Origin of the sequence: Sphingobacterium sp. PCS056, from assembly GCF_023273895.1 — a bacterium.
Lineage (GTDB): Bacteria > Bacteroidota > Bacteroidia > Sphingobacteriales > Sphingobacteriaceae > Sphingobacterium.
In genome coordinates, this window is sequence record NZ_CP096883.1 from 3,319,021 (window position 1) to 3,337,023 (window position 18,003).

10 protein-coding genes are annotated in these 18,003 nt (G+C 34.7%); 9 read left to right on the forward strand and 1 reads right to left on the reverse strand.

The window, feature by feature from the left end:
* Positions 1-15 precede the first annotated feature (15 nt).
* The 7 genes from MUB18_RS13785 to MUB18_RS13815 all read left to right on the forward strand — a co-directional run bounded on the left by MUB18_RS13785 (position 16) and on the right by MUB18_RS13815 (position 13,979).
* Positions 16-1,365 (forward strand): TolC family protein, encoded by a 1,350-nt coding sequence (locus tag MUB18_RS13785; RefSeq protein ID WP_248753468.1) that lies wholly within the window; start codon positions 16-18, stop codon positions 1,363-1,365.
* A gap of 12 nt (positions 1,366-1,377) precedes the next feature.
* Complete coding sequence (locus MUB18_RS13790; protein ID WP_248753469.1) at positions 1,378-2,436, forward strand: efflux RND transporter periplasmic adaptor subunit; 1,059 nt, start codon at positions 1,378-1,380, stop codon at positions 2,434-2,436.
* Positions 2,437-2,452: 16 nt separating this feature from the next.
* Positions 2,453-5,629, forward strand: a complete 3,177-nt coding sequence (locus MUB18_RS13795; RefSeq protein WP_248753470.1) for an efflux RND transporter permease subunit — start codon at positions 2,453-2,455, stop codon at positions 5,627-5,629.
* A 175-nt stretch (positions 5,630-5,804) separates the two neighbouring features.
* Positions 5,805-7,646, forward strand: a complete 1,842-nt coding sequence (glmS, locus tag MUB18_RS13800) for a glutamine--fructose-6-phosphate transaminase (isomerizing) (RefSeq protein ID WP_248753471.1) — start codon at positions 5,805-5,807, stop codon at positions 7,644-7,646.
* Positions 7,647-7,651: 5 nt separating this feature from the next.
* On the forward strand, positions 7,652-9,838 hold the full coding sequence (locus MUB18_RS13805; protein WP_248753472.1) for a DUF4954 family protein: 2,187 nt from the start codon (positions 7,652-7,654) through the stop codon (positions 9,836-9,838).
* Between the two features lie 245 nt (positions 9,839-10,083).
* Complete coding sequence (locus tag MUB18_RS13810; RefSeq protein ID WP_248753473.1) at positions 10,084-12,087, forward strand: DUF3858 domain-containing protein; 2,004 nt, start codon at positions 10,084-10,086, stop codon at positions 12,085-12,087.
* Positions 12,084-13,979: a DUF3857 domain-containing protein gene (locus tag MUB18_RS13815; RefSeq protein WP_248753474.1), complete on the forward strand. Its 1,896-nt coding sequence runs from the start codon at positions 12,084-12,086 to the stop codon at positions 13,977-13,979. The genes MUB18_RS13810 and MUB18_RS13815 overlap by 4 nt, the downstream gene beginning before the upstream one ends.
* Positions 13,980-14,023: 44 nt before the next feature.
* On the opposite strand, the gene MUB18_RS13820 is transcribed toward MUB18_RS13815, so the two are convergent.
* A complete protein-coding gene (locus MUB18_RS13820) occupies positions 14,024-14,296 on the reverse strand; it encodes a hypothetical protein (protein ID WP_045754652.1) in 273 nt (90 codons plus the stop codon).
* 304 nt (positions 14,297-14,600) lie between these two features.
* Here MUB18_RS13820 and MUB18_RS13825 point away from each other — a divergent pair, with 304 nt between their 5' ends.
* The gene (locus MUB18_RS13825) at positions 14,601-15,245 is read left to right on the forward strand and encodes an NAD(P)H-binding protein (RefSeq protein ID WP_248753475.1); all 645 of its coding nucleotides are present in this window, start codon (positions 14,601-14,603) and stop codon (positions 15,243-15,245) included.
* A 215-nt stretch (positions 15,246-15,460) separates the two neighbouring features.
* Complete coding sequence (locus MUB18_RS13830; protein ID WP_248753476.1) at positions 15,461-17,674, forward strand: NADP-dependent isocitrate dehydrogenase; 2,214 nt, start codon at positions 15,461-15,463, stop codon at positions 17,672-17,674.
* The last annotated feature ends 329 nt before the right edge of the window (positions 17,675-18,003 follow it).

Here is an 18,003-nt window from a genome sequence, read left to right on the forward strand (position 1 = left end):
GAACAATTATAAAAAATGAAAAAGATAAGAATAGTAGGGGTGCTATTAGCAGCTTTGTTTTCAGTTAATTTCTTGCATGCGCAAGAAATTTTAACGCTGAATCAGGCACTTAAATATGCGCTTGAAAACAAAGCGGAAGCAAAAAAATCGACACTTGATTTGGAAAATGCCCAGTATAAGATTGATGAAGTTCGAGCAGGCGCTTTACCGCAGATCACTGGTGCTGGAACGTTAACATACAATCCTATGCTACAAAAGGTTGCATTGCCTGGTGAAATCATTGGTAAACCTGGTGAAACTGTATTAGTAGCTATGGGGCAAAAATGGCAGTCAAATGCAACTCTTCAGGTAAACCAACAATTATTTAATCAATCTTTATTTACGGGGTTAAAAGCGGCTAAGACTACTAAAGAATTTTATGTCATTAATAAAGATTTATCGGATGAACAGTTGATCGAAAAAGTTGCAAATGCTTATTATGATGTTTTTCAATCCCAACTGCAGCTTCAAACAGTGGATAATAATCTAAACAGTACGATCAAAACAAGGGATGTAATCGCTGGTTTAGTGGAAGCCGGGTTAGGAAAGAAGATTGATTTAGATCGAACTAGTGTCGCTGTCAACAATTTAAAAGCAAATCGCCAAATTTTGGTCAATGCTTTAGAATTGAAAGAAAATGCCTTAAAGTTTGCTATTGGTATGCCAATGGAGCAAGATGTTAAACTTCCCAATGAAACATTTGAGATCAATCCTGCAACAGCAGATTTGGCTGCTTCAAATTTATCATCAAGAACAGAAGTACGTTTATTGGAAAAGCAGAATCAACTTCTAGAACTAAATCGTGATGCCATGAAAGCTGCATATTATCCCAATCTTTCATTTTCGGGTAATTTAGGATATTTAGGAATGGGACAGACTTTTCCAATATTTTCAAAAAATGAAGGAGTCAAATGGTCTGGTTTTTCAGGTTTGGGATTAAATTTGTCAATTCCAATATTTAACGGTGGAGAAACTAAGGCTAAAATTAATCAAGCTACTATTCAATTGAAACAAGCTCAAGTGGATTTAGAGGATACTAAGTTAGCTTTGAGCTTAGCGAATGAAAATGCGAGATCGCAAATTACTAATAGTCTACTAACAATAAATAGTAATCGTGCAAACGTAAAACTGGCAAAAGAAGTTTTGGATAACACTCAAAACAACTACAAAAATGGACTAGCAACACTTACAGATTTATTGGATGCAGAGAATGCTTATGCTGATGCACAGAATAATCTAAGTACTTCATTGTTAAACTATAAAGTCGCAGAGATACAGCTTGTTAAAGCAAAAGGGGAATTAAACACATTATTAAATAGCAAATAGTAACCAATATATATGAAAAAGATATTAATAACGGGAGTCATAATTATTGCTGCATTAGCAGGTATTATGTACGTGTTGAAAAAGAATAAAAAAGAAAATGAATCACAAACGGCTGTTGTAGCAAAAAAGAATGCGGCTGTTGCTGTTCGTGTTGCTGAGGCTGGTTTTAAAGATGTTAATACGGTATATGTAACGAACGGTACTTTTCTTCCCAAGCAAGAGGTGAAACTTTCTTCAGAAGTTGCAGGACGAGTTGCTCGTGTACTTGTAGATGAGGGGGCTTACGTTAAAGTTGGACAAACGTTAGCAGTTATCGTCGGAGATAAACAAAATGTAAGTGTTAGCAATGCAAAAGCAGTATATGAAAATGCAAAGAATGAAGTGGCTCGATTTGAAAGCGCATATGCTACTGGCGGTGTTACGAAACAACAGTTAGATCAAATGAAATTGCAACTTGAAAATGCAAAAAACAATTTGCGATCTTCACAGATCACAGCCTCTGATGTTAACGTAAAAGCTTCTTTTGCGGGTATCGTCAATAAAAGAAGTATAGAACCTGGTTCATATGTAAGCCCAGGAAATGAAATGTTTGAAATTGTCAATGTATCTTCTTTGAAATTGAAGGTAAATGTAGATGAGAAAAACATCGGGTTTGTGAAATTAGGACAAAGTATAAAGGTAGAGTCTGCGGTTTTATCCAATAAAACATTTCAGGGTAAAGTTACATTTATTGCCCCTAAGGCAGACGGAAGCCTAAATTTCCCTGTAGAGCTGGAAATTAATAATAATGCGGCAAATGATTTAAAAGCGGGTATGTACGGTACTGCATATTTTGGAGATGAACAAACCGCTAATGCTTTAGTTGTTCCAAGAGATGCTTTCGTCGGTAGTGTGAGTTCAAATCAAGTTTTTGTGGTCAAAGATGGTAAAGCTGTTTTAACTAAAGTGACTTCGGGAAGAGTATTTGGAGATCAAGTCGAAATCATTTCAGGTATTGAAAGTGGTGCGCAAGTCATTACGACAGGACAGATCAATTTATTGGATGGTACTGCTGTAGAAATCATTAAATAATTAACGCAAGTTTTAAATGAAAATTTCTGAAATATCTATAAAGCGGCCGAGTATTATCATAGTCATATTCTTATTATTGACTATTGGTGGTATCGGATCGTATTTGAATTTAGGGTACGAATTAGTTCCTAAATTTGATGTGAATGTGATCACAGTACAGACCGTTTATCCAGGTGCTGCACCATCAGAAGTGGAAACTTCTGTGTCAAAAGTAATAGAAGATGCGGTATCATCTTTGGAAAATGTGAAAAAGATCGAAACAAAATCGATGGAAAGCGTTTCTGTCGTGATGATTACTTTAAACACTGGGGCAGATGTCAATTTTCTTTTGACTGATGCGCAACGTAAGATTAATGCGGTTATTAACGATTTACCCGAAGATGCAAAAACTCCATCTTTGAGTAAGTTCTCTCTAGACGATGTGGCGATTATGAACCTTTCCGTAACATCCAGTCTTTCAGAAAAAGAATTGTATGATCTATTAGATCAAAAAATTCAACCTGTTTTTGCCCGCATTTTAGGTGTTGCAAAAGTAGATCTAACAGGGGGAGAAGAACGTGAAATTCAAGTAAGTGCAAATCCTGAAAAATTAGAAGGATATGGATTGACAATAAGTGATGTTCAAAAAATCATAGCATCTTCTAATTTAGATTTCCCAACTGGTAGTATCAAGTCTAGAGACAATCAGACAACCATACGCCTCTCAGGTAAATTTACATCCTTAGATCAAATGCGCAATCTTCCGATAACAACTCCTTCTGGTGTATCAATTCGTTTGAGTGATGTCGCTGATGTGCAAGATGGTATAAAAGATATTGAGAAAATAGCCCGTATCGATCAAAAGAACACAATTTTGATGCAAGTCTTTAAACAATCTGACGCCAATGCCGTTGCGGTATCTAAACTTGTTAGAGAGACTCTTGGCGTTATTGAAAAAGACTATAAGGAACAAAATATTAAAATTGACGTAGCGAGTGATTCAACAGAATATACGATTAATGCAGCAAGTAATGTCATGCACGATTTAATGATTGCTGTGGCATTAGTAGGTTTTATCATGTTATTTTTCTTACATAGTTTACGTGATGCCTTTATCGCTGTTGTGGCCATTCCTCTTTCCTTGATTGCTACTTTTATTGGACTTTATGTGATGGGATATACCCTTAATTTAATGTCTTTATTAGGCTTGTCATTAGTAGTAGGTATTTTGGTGGATGATGCGATTGTTGTTATTGAAAATATTCACCGTCATATGCAGATGGGCAAAAGTAAAATCCGTGCCGCATATGATGGAGCCGCAGAGATTGGCTTTACTGTAACCGCAATTACATTGGTTATTGTAGTTGTATTTTTACCAATCGCGCTATCATCGGGTTTAGTATCCGATATTCTTCGCCAGTTTTGTGTAACCGTTATATTTGCGACCTTAATATCATTATTGGTATCCTTTACAGTGGTACCTTGGTTGTATTCGCGTTTCGGAAAATTATCACATATCAGTAACGCGACTTTCTTTGGTCGAATTTTAGAAAAATTTGAAGCAGGCTTACAGAAATTGACCCATTGGATTTCTGGAATTTTAGAGTGGTCGTTAAAAAATAGATGGAATAAAGTTGTTACGCTCGTTGTGACGATTGTTATGTTTGCCGCATCAATTAGTTTATTGGTGATGGGTTATATCGGAACTGATTTCTTTCCAGGTAATGATAAGGGAGAATTTTATCTGCAGCTGGAGCTTAATAAAGATGCTTCGGTCGAACAGACAAATTTTATGACTCAAAAGGCAGAATCATACTTAGCTGGAAGACCAGAAATTGAACGTGTGATTACTACAGTAGGGCAGGCCTCCGATGGTATGATGGCAGGTACATCTGGAACAAAATATAAGTCTGAAATGCAAATCTATTTGAAGGATGGTCATAATAAATTGGAGCCTACAAAAGTGTATGCCGCGAAATTAAAGAGAGAAATGGAAAATCATCTCGTTGGTGCCAAAGTGAAAACAGTTTCTATCGGTATCATGGGAGCTGAGCAAGCCCCATTAAACTTAACAGTTATAGCCTCATCGCAAAAAGACGCTTTAGAATTTGCTGATAAAGCTGCTGCATTGTTACGCAATGTCTCTGGAGCGACAGAAGTGAAGTTGACTTCCGAAGATGGTAATCCAGAAATTAATGTGCAGTTGAACCGTGATAAAATGAATGCTTTAGGATTAAATGTTGCTACTGTGGGTGCAACTATGCAAACGGCATTTTCGGGTAATACGGATACAAAATACCGTGCTGGCGATACCGAGTATGATATTAACATTCGTTATGATGAATCGGGTAGAACGAGTATGGACAATGTTAAAAACTTGAAGTTTATAAATGCTAAAGGAGAATCAATCACATTAGAGCAGTTTGCCGATATCGAATATGGTTCAGGACCGACTTTATTAGAACGTCGAGATAAGTCACCTTCTGTTTCTGTTCAAGCTCAAGTAGTAGGAAAGCCCGCTGGTACTATTGCAACAGAGTGGGAAACTGAATTTAAAAAACTAAAATTGAAACCGGGTGTATCTTTCAAGTGGGGAGGTAACATGGAGAATCAACAAGAAGGATTTGGTACTTTAGGAATAGCATTATTAGCATCTATTATCTTAGTGTACTTTGTTATGGTAGCCTTATATGATAGTTTTGCAACACCATTTATTGTCTTATTCTCGATTCCATTATCATTCATTGGAGCATTCTTATTGTTAGCATTGACAAATCAGACTTTAAATATCTTTACGATTTTAGGTATTATTATGTTAATCGGTCTAGTAGCTAAAAATGCCATCATGTTGGTTGATTTTGCCAATCATAAAAAAGATGCAGGGTTTACAACCTATGAATCACTAATTGCGGCAAATCATGCTCGTTTACGTCCGATATTAATGACGACAATTGCGATGGTTATCGGTATGGTTCCTATTGCTATGGCACAAGGAGACGGTGCTGATATGAACCGGGGTATTGCCATTGTCATTATCGGTGGATTATTATCATCATTATTTTTAACGTTGATTATCGTGCCAGTGGTGTATTCAATTTTTGATGGAATTCAAAGAAGATTAGGAAACCATGAGAAAATAGATTATGAAGCAGAGATGGTCGCTGATTACATTCCTAGTGACGATTATGTAGATGAAATGTCTACGAAGCACTAGTTATAAATAACTTTCATTAAAATGGAAAGGCCCTGCATGCAGGGCCTTTCCATTTTAATATTATTCACATTCCATTAATGTTAAATTTTCATAAAATTATTTGAAACAATCGATTGCATGAAAAATAATGCTAATTTTGAACCAATCATTTTAATATTAACTTAAATAATAAATTATGTGTGGAATAGTTGGTTATACAGGTCCTCGTCAAGCATTTTCAATCGTTCTTGACGGACTTAAAAGGCTTGAATATCGTGGGTACGATAGTGCTGGAATAGCAATCGTGCAACAAAATAAACTTCATGTTTTTAAAAAAGCAGGAAAGGTAGCAAACTTAGAAGCCGTTGTAGCCGACCATGATGTGAGTTCACATACAGCTATTGGACATACCAGATGGGCTACGCATGGAGAACCTTCGGATAAGAATGCTCACCCACATTACACTCCAGATGGCCAAATAGCCATGATTCACAATGGTATCATAGAAAATTATCAAACCATTAAAAATGAATTGTTAAGTAAGGGATACGAATTTAAAAGTGATACGGATACTGAGGTGTTATTATATTTTATTGCTGAAATAAAGAAAAATAATGCATGTAGCTTAGAAGAAGCTGTCCGAATTGCTTTAAAGCGAGTTGTAGGAGCATACGTCATCTTATTGATAGAACCTGAACATCCTGAAACGATTATAGCAGCAAGAAAGGGAAGCCCATTGGTAATTGGTATTGGAAAAGGTGAGCATTTTCTTGGTTCTGACGCTTCACCAATGTTAGCATATACCAATGAAGTTGTTTATATCAATGATTATGAGTTGGCAATTGTGAAACCTGATGAGCTTATACTTAAAAATATAGGAAATGAGCGTGTCACACCATATGTACAAAAATTAGATTTGGAGTTAGCGGCTATTGAAAAAGGAGGATACGATCACTTTATGCTAAAGGAGATCATGGAACAACCTCAAGCTATTTTTGATTCTATGCGTGGTCGATTAGATTTAGATAAATTGACGATTACATTAAGTGGTATTGAACAGTATGCAGAACAAATATGTAAAGCTAACCGTATAGTCATTGTTTCTTGTGGTACAAGCTGGCATGCTGGTTTAGTCGCTGAATATTTAATTGAAGAACTTTGCAGAATCAATGTTGAAGTGGAGTATGCTTCAGAGTTTCGTTATAGAAATCCAATAATTAACGAAGGGGATGTTATTTTAGCCATATCACAAAGTGGTGAAACTGCAGATACATTAGTCGCTTTGGAAAATGCAAAAAGTAAAGGGGCAATTATCTTAGGTGTAGTCAATGTAGTGGGATCATCTATCGCTCGATTATCTCATGCAGGTGCTTATACACATGCGGGACCTGAAATAGGAGTTGCAAGTACCAAAGCGTTTACAGCACAGTTGACAGTTTTAGAGTTAATCGCTCTTAAAATAGCACATATCAAAAAGTCTATTGACGACGATCAGTATGCACATCTTTTAAATGAATTAAATGCTGTTCCTGATAAAGTACAAGCGATTTTAGATAGCCAAATTCCAAAGATTAGAGAAATAGCTCGCAAATATAAAGATGCTCGTGATTTTCTATACTTAGGAAGAGGCTATAATTTTCCGATAGCTTTGGAAGGTGCTTTAAAATTAAAAGAGATTACGTATATCCATGCCGAGGGATATCCTGCTGCTGAAATGAAACATGGACCTATTGCATTGGTAGACGAAAATTTGCCTGTTGTTTTTGTTGCAACTAAGGATCGCTATCATGAAAAAATTGTCAGCAATATCCAAGAAGTAAAGGCAAGAAAAGGACATGTGATTGCTGTTATTACAGAAGGAGATGAAGTGTCTAAACAATTAGCGGAAGATTATATCGAAATTCCTGAAGCCGATGAGATTGTAGCACCTATACTGTCTGTGATTCCTTTACAATTACTTTCTTATTATATTGGAGTAGAACGAAATCAAGATGTAGATAAGCCTAGAAATTTGGCGAAATCAGTGACCGTTGAATAAAAAATATGAGTCAAATAAAAAAAGGTAATATTGTTCGCCTAGGTTTTGATTTCATTCCCCCAGCTTTTATTCCTAAAGGAAAGGATGAAAATCATCAGCGGTTTGAGCAAAATGCGAGATCTGATTATAGAAGCTTAACATTAGAAGAGATTGTTGTTTTAATCGAAAATGGCAACAGAGCGGATAGTTGGGAACATATATTGGTCTGTGATCCATTTATACCCCATCAGATTAGGCATAATAATTTCTTTGGATTAGTTCGTATCGGTGCTATGGAGCCGATTTATTTGGAATATCGCAATTTAAAGTTAGAGTCAGGAATATACAATAGTACGATCGTGAGTTGTGATATAGGTGATGCCGTAGCTATCCACCATGTCCGATATATGTCACACTTTATCATTGGAAATGATGTTATTTTAAGTAACATCAGTGAGATGGAGACTAGCAGTACAGCAAAGTTTGGAAATGGTATTTTGAGAGAAGGAGAGTCTGAAGACCTAAGAATTGCACTGGAATTATGCAATGAAAATGGTGTGAGATCTATTTTGCCCTTTGACGGTATGCAGGCAGCTGATGCTTATCTTTGGACGCGTAATAGGCAAGATTTGCAATTGCAAAATAGATTTAAAGAAATTACAGAAAAAAGATTTTCAAAAACAAGAGGTTCCTATAGTGTCATTGGTGACAGATGTATCATTAAAAATTCACAGAATATAAAAAATGTGAATATAGGTTCCGATGCCTATATTAAGGGTATTAATAAACTGAAAAATGTTACCATTAATTCTTCTCCCGACGCCTTTACTCAAATAGGAGAAGGTTGTGAGCTGGTTAATGGTATTGTCGGTTATGGTTGTCGTATTTTTTACGGAGTTAAAGCTGTACGTTTTATTTTGTCATCTTTTTCACAATTGAAATATGGTGCAAGACTTATTAATTCATTTTTGGGAGATAATTCCACCATTTCATGCTGTGAAGTGCTTAATTCTTTAATTTTTCCCGCACATGAGCAGCACCACAATAATTCCTTCCTATGTGCAGCTGTGGTTATGGGGCAAAGTAATATGGCTGCAGGGGCAACAGTTGGATCAAATCATAATTCACGAGCAGCCGATGGAGAAATTATAGCAGGAAGAGGATTTTGGCCAGGCTTATGTGTCAGTTTAAAACATAATTCAAGATTTGCGTCCTATACACTTTTAGTTAAAGGAGATTTCCCCCATGAATTAGATATTCAGATTCCTTTTTCTTTAATCAATAATGATGTTAAAAATGACAAATTGATCATCATTCCAGGTTATTGGTTTATGTATAATATGTATGCGCTAATCCGCAATGGTAATAAATACGAGAGTAGAGATAAGCGCTTGTTGAAAAATCAATATCTGGAGTATGATATACTTGCTCCTGATACGGTGAATGAATTGTTTAATTCGTTACGTATAATAGAATTTGCTGTCGGCTCACATCATAATGCGAGATTGAGTGATGTAACTCATGAACAAATTCTTATTGACGGTAAGGCAAGATTAACTGGTGATAGTCATGAAATACCATCATCAATTGAGGTAAGTGGATTTGAGCATTCAAAGCGAAAAGTAGAGCTAGTGAAGGTCGGACAGGCCTATTCGCTTTTTAAACGTTTTATTCAATATTATGGATCCATTCATATCATTGAATTTCTCAAGAATAATTCTTTCGAACAATTAAAAGTTAAAATGAAAGATAGTCAACGTTTGGAGTGGGAAAATATTGGAGGGCAATTGATCGAAAAAGATGCCATTGAACAGTTGATGTCCGAAATCAAATCAGGTAAAATTGATGAGTGGGAAGATGTCCATAAATATTATCATGACTTGAGTAAATCTTATTTAGAATCCAAAAGATCACATGCTTTTGCTTCTATATTGGAAATAACTGGTGAAACTTGGGAAACAATAACTATTGAAACGTTAAAAAGCTGGTTACACGAAGCAATTTTACATCGCACTTGGATGGTCAATGAAATATTTGCAAGTAGAGCAAAAGATTATGTCAATCCATTTCGGAATATGGTCTATAATAGTGATGAGGAAAGGGATATAGTGGTAGGTAAGTTAGACGAGAATAGCTTTATTTTGCAGCAACGTGAAGAACTTGAAGTTTTCGAAAATGGTGTACAAGATCTCCTGATTAGCTTGTCCATGTAGTTGATAAGTTTGATAATAATTACATATAAGGTTAATTTAAAAAAGATGAATCATTCGTTTTTTTTATCTTGATGGTTATATATACTTATATATAGGCATTATATTTAAATCGTCAGATGGATTGAATTTAAGCTATAGCTAATGGGTTCTTCTAGTTTTTACGAAAACCTTAAATAATAAAACGATATTTAATAACTTTAAATATCGTTTTATTATTTATATTTGCCTAGCCAATTCTTAATAAAATGCCATATAAGAAATTATTATTACCTCTTGTGATGTTATTGATCACGACGGTTCATTGTGTTCAAGCACAAAAAAATCAAAAACTTGAATATAAATTTGGGAAAATTCTACCACAAGATTTTTTGATTAATGCATCAGGAATAGATTCAGCAGCATCAGCAATTAAATTATTTGATATCGGAAATTGTTATTTTGAGATAAGTCCTATATCTAAATCATTTGTTTATGTTTATGAAAGGCACATCCGTTATAAAATCTTAAACAAAAATGGTTATAATTATGCAAATTACTCTATTGGTCTTCATAAAAGCAATAGTGAATCCAAAGAGGTTTTAGAATTTATGAGTGCAGCTACCTATAATATGGTAGATGGTGTCATGACAACGAGTAAAATTGATAAAGATTCAAAATTTACGGAAGAAGTCAATAAGAATACTGTTTTTAAGAAATTTACACTACCTAATGTAAAAGAAGGATCTATTATTGAATATAAATATAAGATCAAATCTGATTTTATATTTAATTTGCCCGGTTGGAGCTTTCAAAGTGAAATACCAACATTATGGTCCGAATACACAGTCACTATTCCAGAGTATTTTGATTATAAATTTAATAGAAGTGGTTATTATGATATCGCTCACCCTGTCCATGAAAAGGTCAATGCAAGTTATGTCACCAATGTTCAATCTTCAGCTACTCGGGATCGTTATGTTGCACAAGACATGCCTGCACTAAAAGATGAGCCCTTTATATCTAATTTAGATGATTACAGACCATCAATTGATTTTGAACTTCGATCAACGAATTTTCCTGGTCAATTTTTTAATGACTATACAGGATCATGGCCGAAGATTGTTCATGCTATTCTTGATGATGATAATTTCGGTGGATATTTAAATAAGGGTAATTACGCAAAAAATAATTTAAAGACTATTCTATCTTTAGAAAATGATTCTCTGAAAAACGCAAAGAGAATTTATAAATATATTAAGGATAACCTAAAGTGGAATCAAAACTATCATTATTATAGTACCGAAACAAATCCTAAAGCCATATTTGAGAAAAAAACAGGTAATTCAGCCGATCTAAATCTAGCATTAATCAATTTTCTAAGAGAGGCTAAGTTTAATGCTTATCCTGTATTAATCAGTACGCGCTCAAATGGTAAACATCCTGGTTATCCAGTGATCAGTAAATTTGATAATGTTATAGCAGCAGTAGAGATTGGAGGAAATGTCTACTTTCTTGATGCTACAGTTAAAGATATGCCATTTGGAATGATTCATTATGAAAATTTGAATCACGAAGGATTTCTTATCAATGTTAATGATAAAAGTGGGGGATGGATTAGTACCGAAACAAGCTTTGGAGATGAAAGTATGCATGTCTATCAGTTAACATTAGATAAGGAAAACAAACTTAAAGGAACGCTAACAAATTATTTCAATGGATACGCTGGTTTAACAGCAAGAAATGCCTATAGAAATGCCATTAATGAAGAAGATTATTTGAAAAACTTGAAAAAGAGTAAAAATGGACTAGAACTCCATAATTTCAAAATTTTAAATCTCGATAGTTTAGATGAGCGGTTTATTGAATCTATGGATGTGGAAATAGAGGATCATGTAGAAGAGGCTGGAAATCTAGTCTATTTTAGTCCATTGCTTTATGAGCAAACCAAGGAAAATCTTTTGAAACATGAAGAACGAATTTTTCCTGTGGATTTTGCTCACCCTATTATGGAAAATTGCCGTGTTGTAATTATGATCCCAGATGATTATGAAATTGATAAACTTCCGAAAGGAGGAATTTTTAAACTTCCCGAGAATGTAGGATCATTTACCATATCTTATCAGACAGAAGGAAAGGCGTTATTGATTAAGAGTATTGTCAACATTAATAAATCAACCTACAGTCCAGAAGAGTATTTCGATTTGAAAGAATTATTTGCAGCTATTGTTGAAAAACAAGCTGAGAAAATTGTGTTAAAGAAAAAAATATGATGAAATATACATTAAGTATCATGTTCGTGATATGTAGTCTTTTTTTAAAGGGACAATCAACTTGGGATATCGCTAAAATTCCAGATGACTTAAAAAAAGATGCCATAATTGTGATCAGAAATGAAGAGCAATTTTTAGATATAAAAGGTGTAAATGCTGCAAAATATGATTATAAAATTACAGCCACTATATTTAGTAAAGCAGGTGATGATTTTGCTGTAATGGAAGAAGTGTATGATAAATTTTCAAATATCTACAATATTAAAGCTGTACTTTATGATGCCGCTGGTAATAAAATTAAGGAATATAAAAACTCCGACATTAAAGATCAAAGTTTACTTTCCGATTTTTCTATTTTTGAAGATAATAGAGTAAAAAGGCTAAAATTTGTTAGCAATACCTATCCATATACAATAGAGTATAGTTTTAGCCAAGATTTTAAAGGATTACTTTATTTTCCACAATGGCGCGATATTAAAGATTTTGGTATGTCGGTAGAAAAATCCAGTTACACGATTCAAAAAGATAAAAATTATCAAATGAAATATTTGAGTCGTTCGGGATTACAAGTAGATTCAACCACAACTGCCGGTAAAACACTATATAAATGGAATAGTAATCACGTTGTTGCTGTACCGAGAGAACCTTTATCTGTCGGGATCAATAACGTTTCTTCTTGGGTCACAGCATCGCCCAATTTATTTGAATACGACGGGTCTAGTGGTAATTTTGATACCTGGAAAAATTTTGGACATTGGATCTATAAACTCAATGCAGGTGGAAATAATTTACCGGATGCATTCAAAATTAAAATTCGAGATTTGACCAAAAATGCACAGTCACCATATGAGAAGATGGCGATTTTGTATCGTTATTTGCAACAAAATACACGTTATGTCAGTGTGCAGTTAGGTATCGGAGGGTTTAAGCCAGTAGTCGCTGAAAAGGTCGCGACAATTAATTATGGTGACTGTAAAGGATTATCTAATTTTATGAAGGCGATGCTAAATGAAGTTGGAATACAGTCACATTTAGTCATGATAGGTAATAGAAAACCAAGTTTAAATGAGCAATATTCAAGTATCGGTCAAGCAAATCACATGATCTTGGCTGTACCGTTAAAAAACGATACAACCTATTTAGAATGTACGAGTCCCTATTATCCAATGGGATTTATTGGTTATGGAAATGCAAATAGAAAGGTGCTTTTAATTACTGAAGAGGGTGGAGTACTTGTAAAAACACCAGTTTACACGGCTGAAGATAATTATCAAATCAGTAAAACTAAAATCACATTTCATAATGAAAATGATATTGATGTCTTAACCAATACACGCTATGGAAATTCTCAATTTGAAGATAATTTAAGAACAACTTTATTAGAACCAAGCGAACAAAAGAAAAAAGTATTGGAATACAGTACAATCCCCATCCAAACTTTTGGACATTATAAGTGTGAGCAGAAAGATAAAACTAAGCCAGAATTAGAAGAAGAAATTGCATTTAAATCTAAACCATTATTAAGCAAAGGGGGGGATAAGTTATTTTTATTACTCAATCAAGTTAACCGAAAGGAATCAGTCCCAATTAAAATTGAAAACAGGAAAACTTTTTTTTCTGTTCCATATGCTTATCAAGACATTGACGAAATTAATTTTGAATTACCAAGCGGATATCAAGTTGATTTTATACCAAAAGATATTACAATAGACTCTGAATTTGGAACCTATGAGGCTACATTTACTTTCAAGGATGGTGTTATTCTTTACAAGAGAACACAGAAAATGAACGATAAAACTTATCCACCGGAAAAATATAATGAGTATGTTGACTTTTATAAAAAAATAGTTCAGGCAGATAAGCAGAAAGCCGTAATCACAAAATCGATGTAAAATTTAAATTTGTCTAAGGAGCGTAATTTTGGAGGTTCCATTAGTTAATCATCTAAATCGGCCATATAGATATCATGTACAACAAATTTAACATGTTTTTCGGGCGTAAACATGTCCAAAACATCTTCTGAGTCAATTGGGTATAAGGTTTCGGTATCTGCATCTAACATTTCAGAGTCAGGAATAAGTTCAAAGAATGTAATTCCATTAGTTTGTGATAATTCTTCAACTTTTATACAGATTACATCTTGAGATTTCCAATTAGACCAAATTGTTTTGTTGAACAATTGATAGGGATTTTTTTCAGTTTCAGACATAGTTACAAACATAAGTATTCGTACACCGATAGCAAAATTTCAATCGATATAAATTAATCAGGAGATTGGGATAGGGCTGCGTGATCATTTATATCGTCAACATGTGTGGATAGATTGACTGAGCAAAGTTCCAATTGTTACATACGTGTTAATCTCATGTTTTTAAAATCATATCTGAGCAACTTGAACCGGAGATCACCCGAGGTCATCAATGCGCTTAATCGTTTGAAAATCTTCCATAATATATCTCCATAGTAATTAATATCATAGTAAAATATAGGTCACGAATCATTATCTTTAGCATATGGTAGCAATTGTTATTGGTGGAAGCGGAGCGACAGGTAGAGAACTTGTTCGACAATTATTAGTGGACCCTCGATTTAGTAAAGTTCGGGTATTATTGCGACGTCCTTATTTTGAATATCATGATAAATTAGAAGAGATTATTGTTGACTTTGATAAGCTATTCTCTTTTCAAGATCAGGTAAGTGGAGATGTTGCCTTTTCTTGTTTAGGAACCACATTAAAAGATGCAGGAAGCCAAGAAGCCCAGTGGCATATTGACTATGACTATCCTTTTGCTTTTGCGAAAATGTCTTTTGAAAATGGAGTTACTCATTTCGTTTTACTATCTGCAGCCGGAGTAAATGCAAAATCGCGAATCTTTTACAATCGAATGAAAGGATCTTTAGAAGATGCAATCAAAAACATTGGCTTTCAACAACTCACTATCTTGCGTCCAGGATTTATTGAGCGACCTCATTCAGATCGTTTAGGTGAAAAGATCGGCTTAAAAGTCATTACCGCTCTTAATAAAGTCGGCATTTTTAAACAATATGCCCCAATTAAAACTAAACTACTTGCCAAAGCGATGTTGGAAAGTGTTTTTACATATAAAAAAGCTAGACAGGTATTAGAATTGAAAGATATAAAAGCAATCATCAAATAGTCTGCACATCTGTTTTTCCATGTAGTAGGATATAGGGCATCTTATTTTCATTTAATTCAGTCGAGCCAATATTTTACTTTCAAGCGTCATAATTCAACCTTTTGTGGCGATTTAAATTTCATTTTCTTATCTTTAGGCGAATTTTGAAGCAACCTAACCGTTCGTTTTAATTTCAATTTTGTTTAAGCAAGTTAAAAGATTTCAATAAAAAAATTATGTCATCTAAAATCATTTATACCAAGACAGATGAAGCGCCATTATTGGCGACTTATTCATTCTTACCTATTGTACAAGCATTCGCTAAAACAGCTAATATCGATGTTGAATTAAGAGATATTTCTCTTGCAGGTCGTATTTTGGCGAACTTTTCAGATGTACTAAGCGAAGATCAGAAAGTAGCTGATGCTTTAGCTGAATTAGGACAGTTGGCAACCACTCCAGAAGCTAACATTATTAAGTTACCCAATATTTCAGCTTCTATTCCTCAATTAAAAGGCGCAATTGCTGAATTACAGGCTGCAGGCTATGCAATTCCTAATTTTCCTGACAATCCAGAAACTGCGGAAGAAAATGAAATCAAAGCGAAGTATGCCAAAGTATTGGGTTCTGCAGTAAATCCAGTTTTACGTGAAGGAAACTCTGATCGTCGTGCACCGAAGGCGGTTAAGAATTATGCTAAAGCAAATCCACATTCGATGGGTGAGTGGTCTGCAGATTCAAAAACTCGCGTAGCTTCAATGGCTCATGGCGATTTCTATGAAACCGAGCAATCAGTTACGGTACAAAATCAAGGACAGTTCAAAATAGAGTTTGTAAATACCGATGGTTCTATTTCTGAATTAAAAGGTTTATCACCATTAAAAGCAGGAGAAGTAATCGATTCATCAGTAATGAGCTTATCCGCTTTAAAAGGTTTTGTTGCAGATACAATTGCAGCAGCCAAAGCTGACGGTGTTTTGTTGTCTGCTCACTTAAAAGCAACAATGATGAAAGTTTCAGATCCTATTATTTTTGGTGCGATCGTAGAAGTTTACTTTAAAGATGTATTTGCTAAGTATGGTGAATTGTTCAATTCTTTAGGAATTAATAAAAATAATGGTTTAGGTGAAGTATTGGCTAAAATTGTAGGCAATCCACAGGAATCAGAAGTTAAAGCAGCTATTGATGCCGCTATTGCTAATGGTCCGGATTTAGCAATGGTCAACTCTGATAAAGGAATTACAAATTTACATGTGCCTTCAGACGTTATTGTTGATGCATCTATGCCAGCTATGATCCGTACTTCGGGACAAATGTGGAATAAAGAAGGAAAGTCTCAGGATACGATTGCCATCATTCCAGACCGTTGTTATGCCGGCGTGTATGAAGCAACGATTGAAGATTGTAAAGAGCATGGTGCTTTAGATCCTACCACTATGGGTTCAGTTCCTAACGTTGGTTTAATGGCTCAAAAAGCAGAAGAATATGGATCTCATGATAAAACCTTCCAAGCTACTGCAAATGGTACGATACGTGTCGTAGACAATGAAGGAAATATTTTAATGGCGCAAACGGTTGAAACAGGTGATATCTTTCGCATGTGTCAAACAAAAGATGCACCAATCCAAGACTGGGTCAAATTGGCTGTTAACCGTGCTCGTTTGTCTGCTACACCAGCAGTATTCTGGTTAGATGAAAACCGTGCTCATGATAGAGAGATTATCAAAAAAGTAGAAAAATACTTAGGTGATTTTGATACAAATGGATTGGATATTTTTGTTATGAATCCAGTAGAGGCAACTAAATTTTCTTTAGATCGCATTCGCGAAGGTTTAGACACTATTTCTGTTACGGGTAACGTATTACGTGATTACTTAACCGATCTATTCCCTATTTTAGAAGTAGGTACATCTGCAAAGATGCTTTCTATTGTCCCTTTAATGAATGGTGGAGGTCTATTTGAGACTGGTGCTGGGGGTTCTGCTCCAAAACATATTGAGCAATTTTTGCACGAAGGATACCTGCGTTGGGATTCTTTAGGTGAATTCTTAGCTTTAGGTGCTTCTTTAGAACACTTGTCACAAACTCAAAATAATGCAAAAGCATTAGTCTTGGCTGAAACATTGGATGTAGCTACAGAAAAATTCTTAGCAAATGATAAGTCACCTTCACGTAAAGTGGGTCAGATCGATAACCGTGGGTCTCATTATTATTTAACAGCTTATTGGGCAGAAGCTTTAGCAGCGCAAACCAAAGATGCTGAATTAGCTGCAAAATTTGCACCTTTAGCTAAGGCATTAGCTGAAAATGAAAAGCAGATCAATGATGAGTTGATTGCTGCTCAAGGTAAAGCTCAAAATATCGGTGGTTATTATTTCCCTAATGATGATTTAGCTACTAAAGCAATGCGTCCTTCGGAAACATTGAATAATGCAATCGCATCTTTATAAGAAGATTTTGCAATAAAATAAAAAACTCCATTCATTATGAATGGAGTTTTTTTTATGAAATAGCATCACTAAGTAATCATTCTCTGCTAATTTTTGTTCTTAAGTAAATTCATCTCTAATAGGACTTGTTCTAAAGCATCTGGTTTGACAATCGGCGTTACCAATAGTTCAATGTGGTTTGAAGTTAATTGGTTTTTTCCAAGTGCACCTTCTTGTACTTTTACAAAGGGGTGAGAGGATACTTCTGGAGAACATCTATATGCATAGATACTAGTGTGTTCTCTGTTTTTGTTTCGGAATGGATGCATAATGATTCGATTATGTCTACA

Coding starts and splice junctions, on each gene's coding strand:
- MUB18_RS13830 (WP_248753476.1), top strand. CDS start 15,461: ATGTCATCTAAAATCATTTATACCAAGACAGATGAAGCGCCATTATTG.
- MUB18_RS13810 (WP_248753473.1), top strand. CDS start 10,084: ATGCCATATAAGAAATTATTATTACCTCTTGTGATGTTATTGATCACG.
- MUB18_RS13805 (WP_248753472.1), top strand. CDS start 7,652: ATGAGTCAAATAAAAAAAGGTAATATTGTTCGCCTAGGTTTTGATTTC.
- MUB18_RS13825 (WP_248753475.1), top strand. CDS start 14,601: ATGGTAGCAATTGTTATTGGTGGAAGCGGAGCGACAGGTAGAGAACTT.
- MUB18_RS13785 (WP_248753468.1), top strand. CDS start 16: ATGAAAAAGATAAGAATAGTAGGGGTGCTATTAGCAGCTTTGTTTTCA.
- glmS (WP_248753471.1), top strand. CDS start 5,805: ATGTGTGGAATAGTTGGTTATACAGGTCCTCGTCAAGCATTTTCAATC.
- MUB18_RS13795 (WP_248753470.1), top strand. CDS start 2,453: ATGAAAATTTCTGAAATATCTATAAAGCGGCCGAGTATTATCATAGTC.
- MUB18_RS13790 (WP_248753469.1), top strand. CDS start 1,378: ATGAAAAAGATATTAATAACGGGAGTCATAATTATTGCTGCATTAGCA.
- MUB18_RS13820 (WP_045754652.1), bottom strand. CDS start 14,296: ATGTCTGAAACTGAAAAAAATCCCTATCAATTGTTCAACAAAACAATT.
- MUB18_RS13815 (WP_248753474.1), top strand. CDS start 12,084: ATGATGAAATATACATTAAGTATCATGTTCGTGATATGTAGTCTTTTT.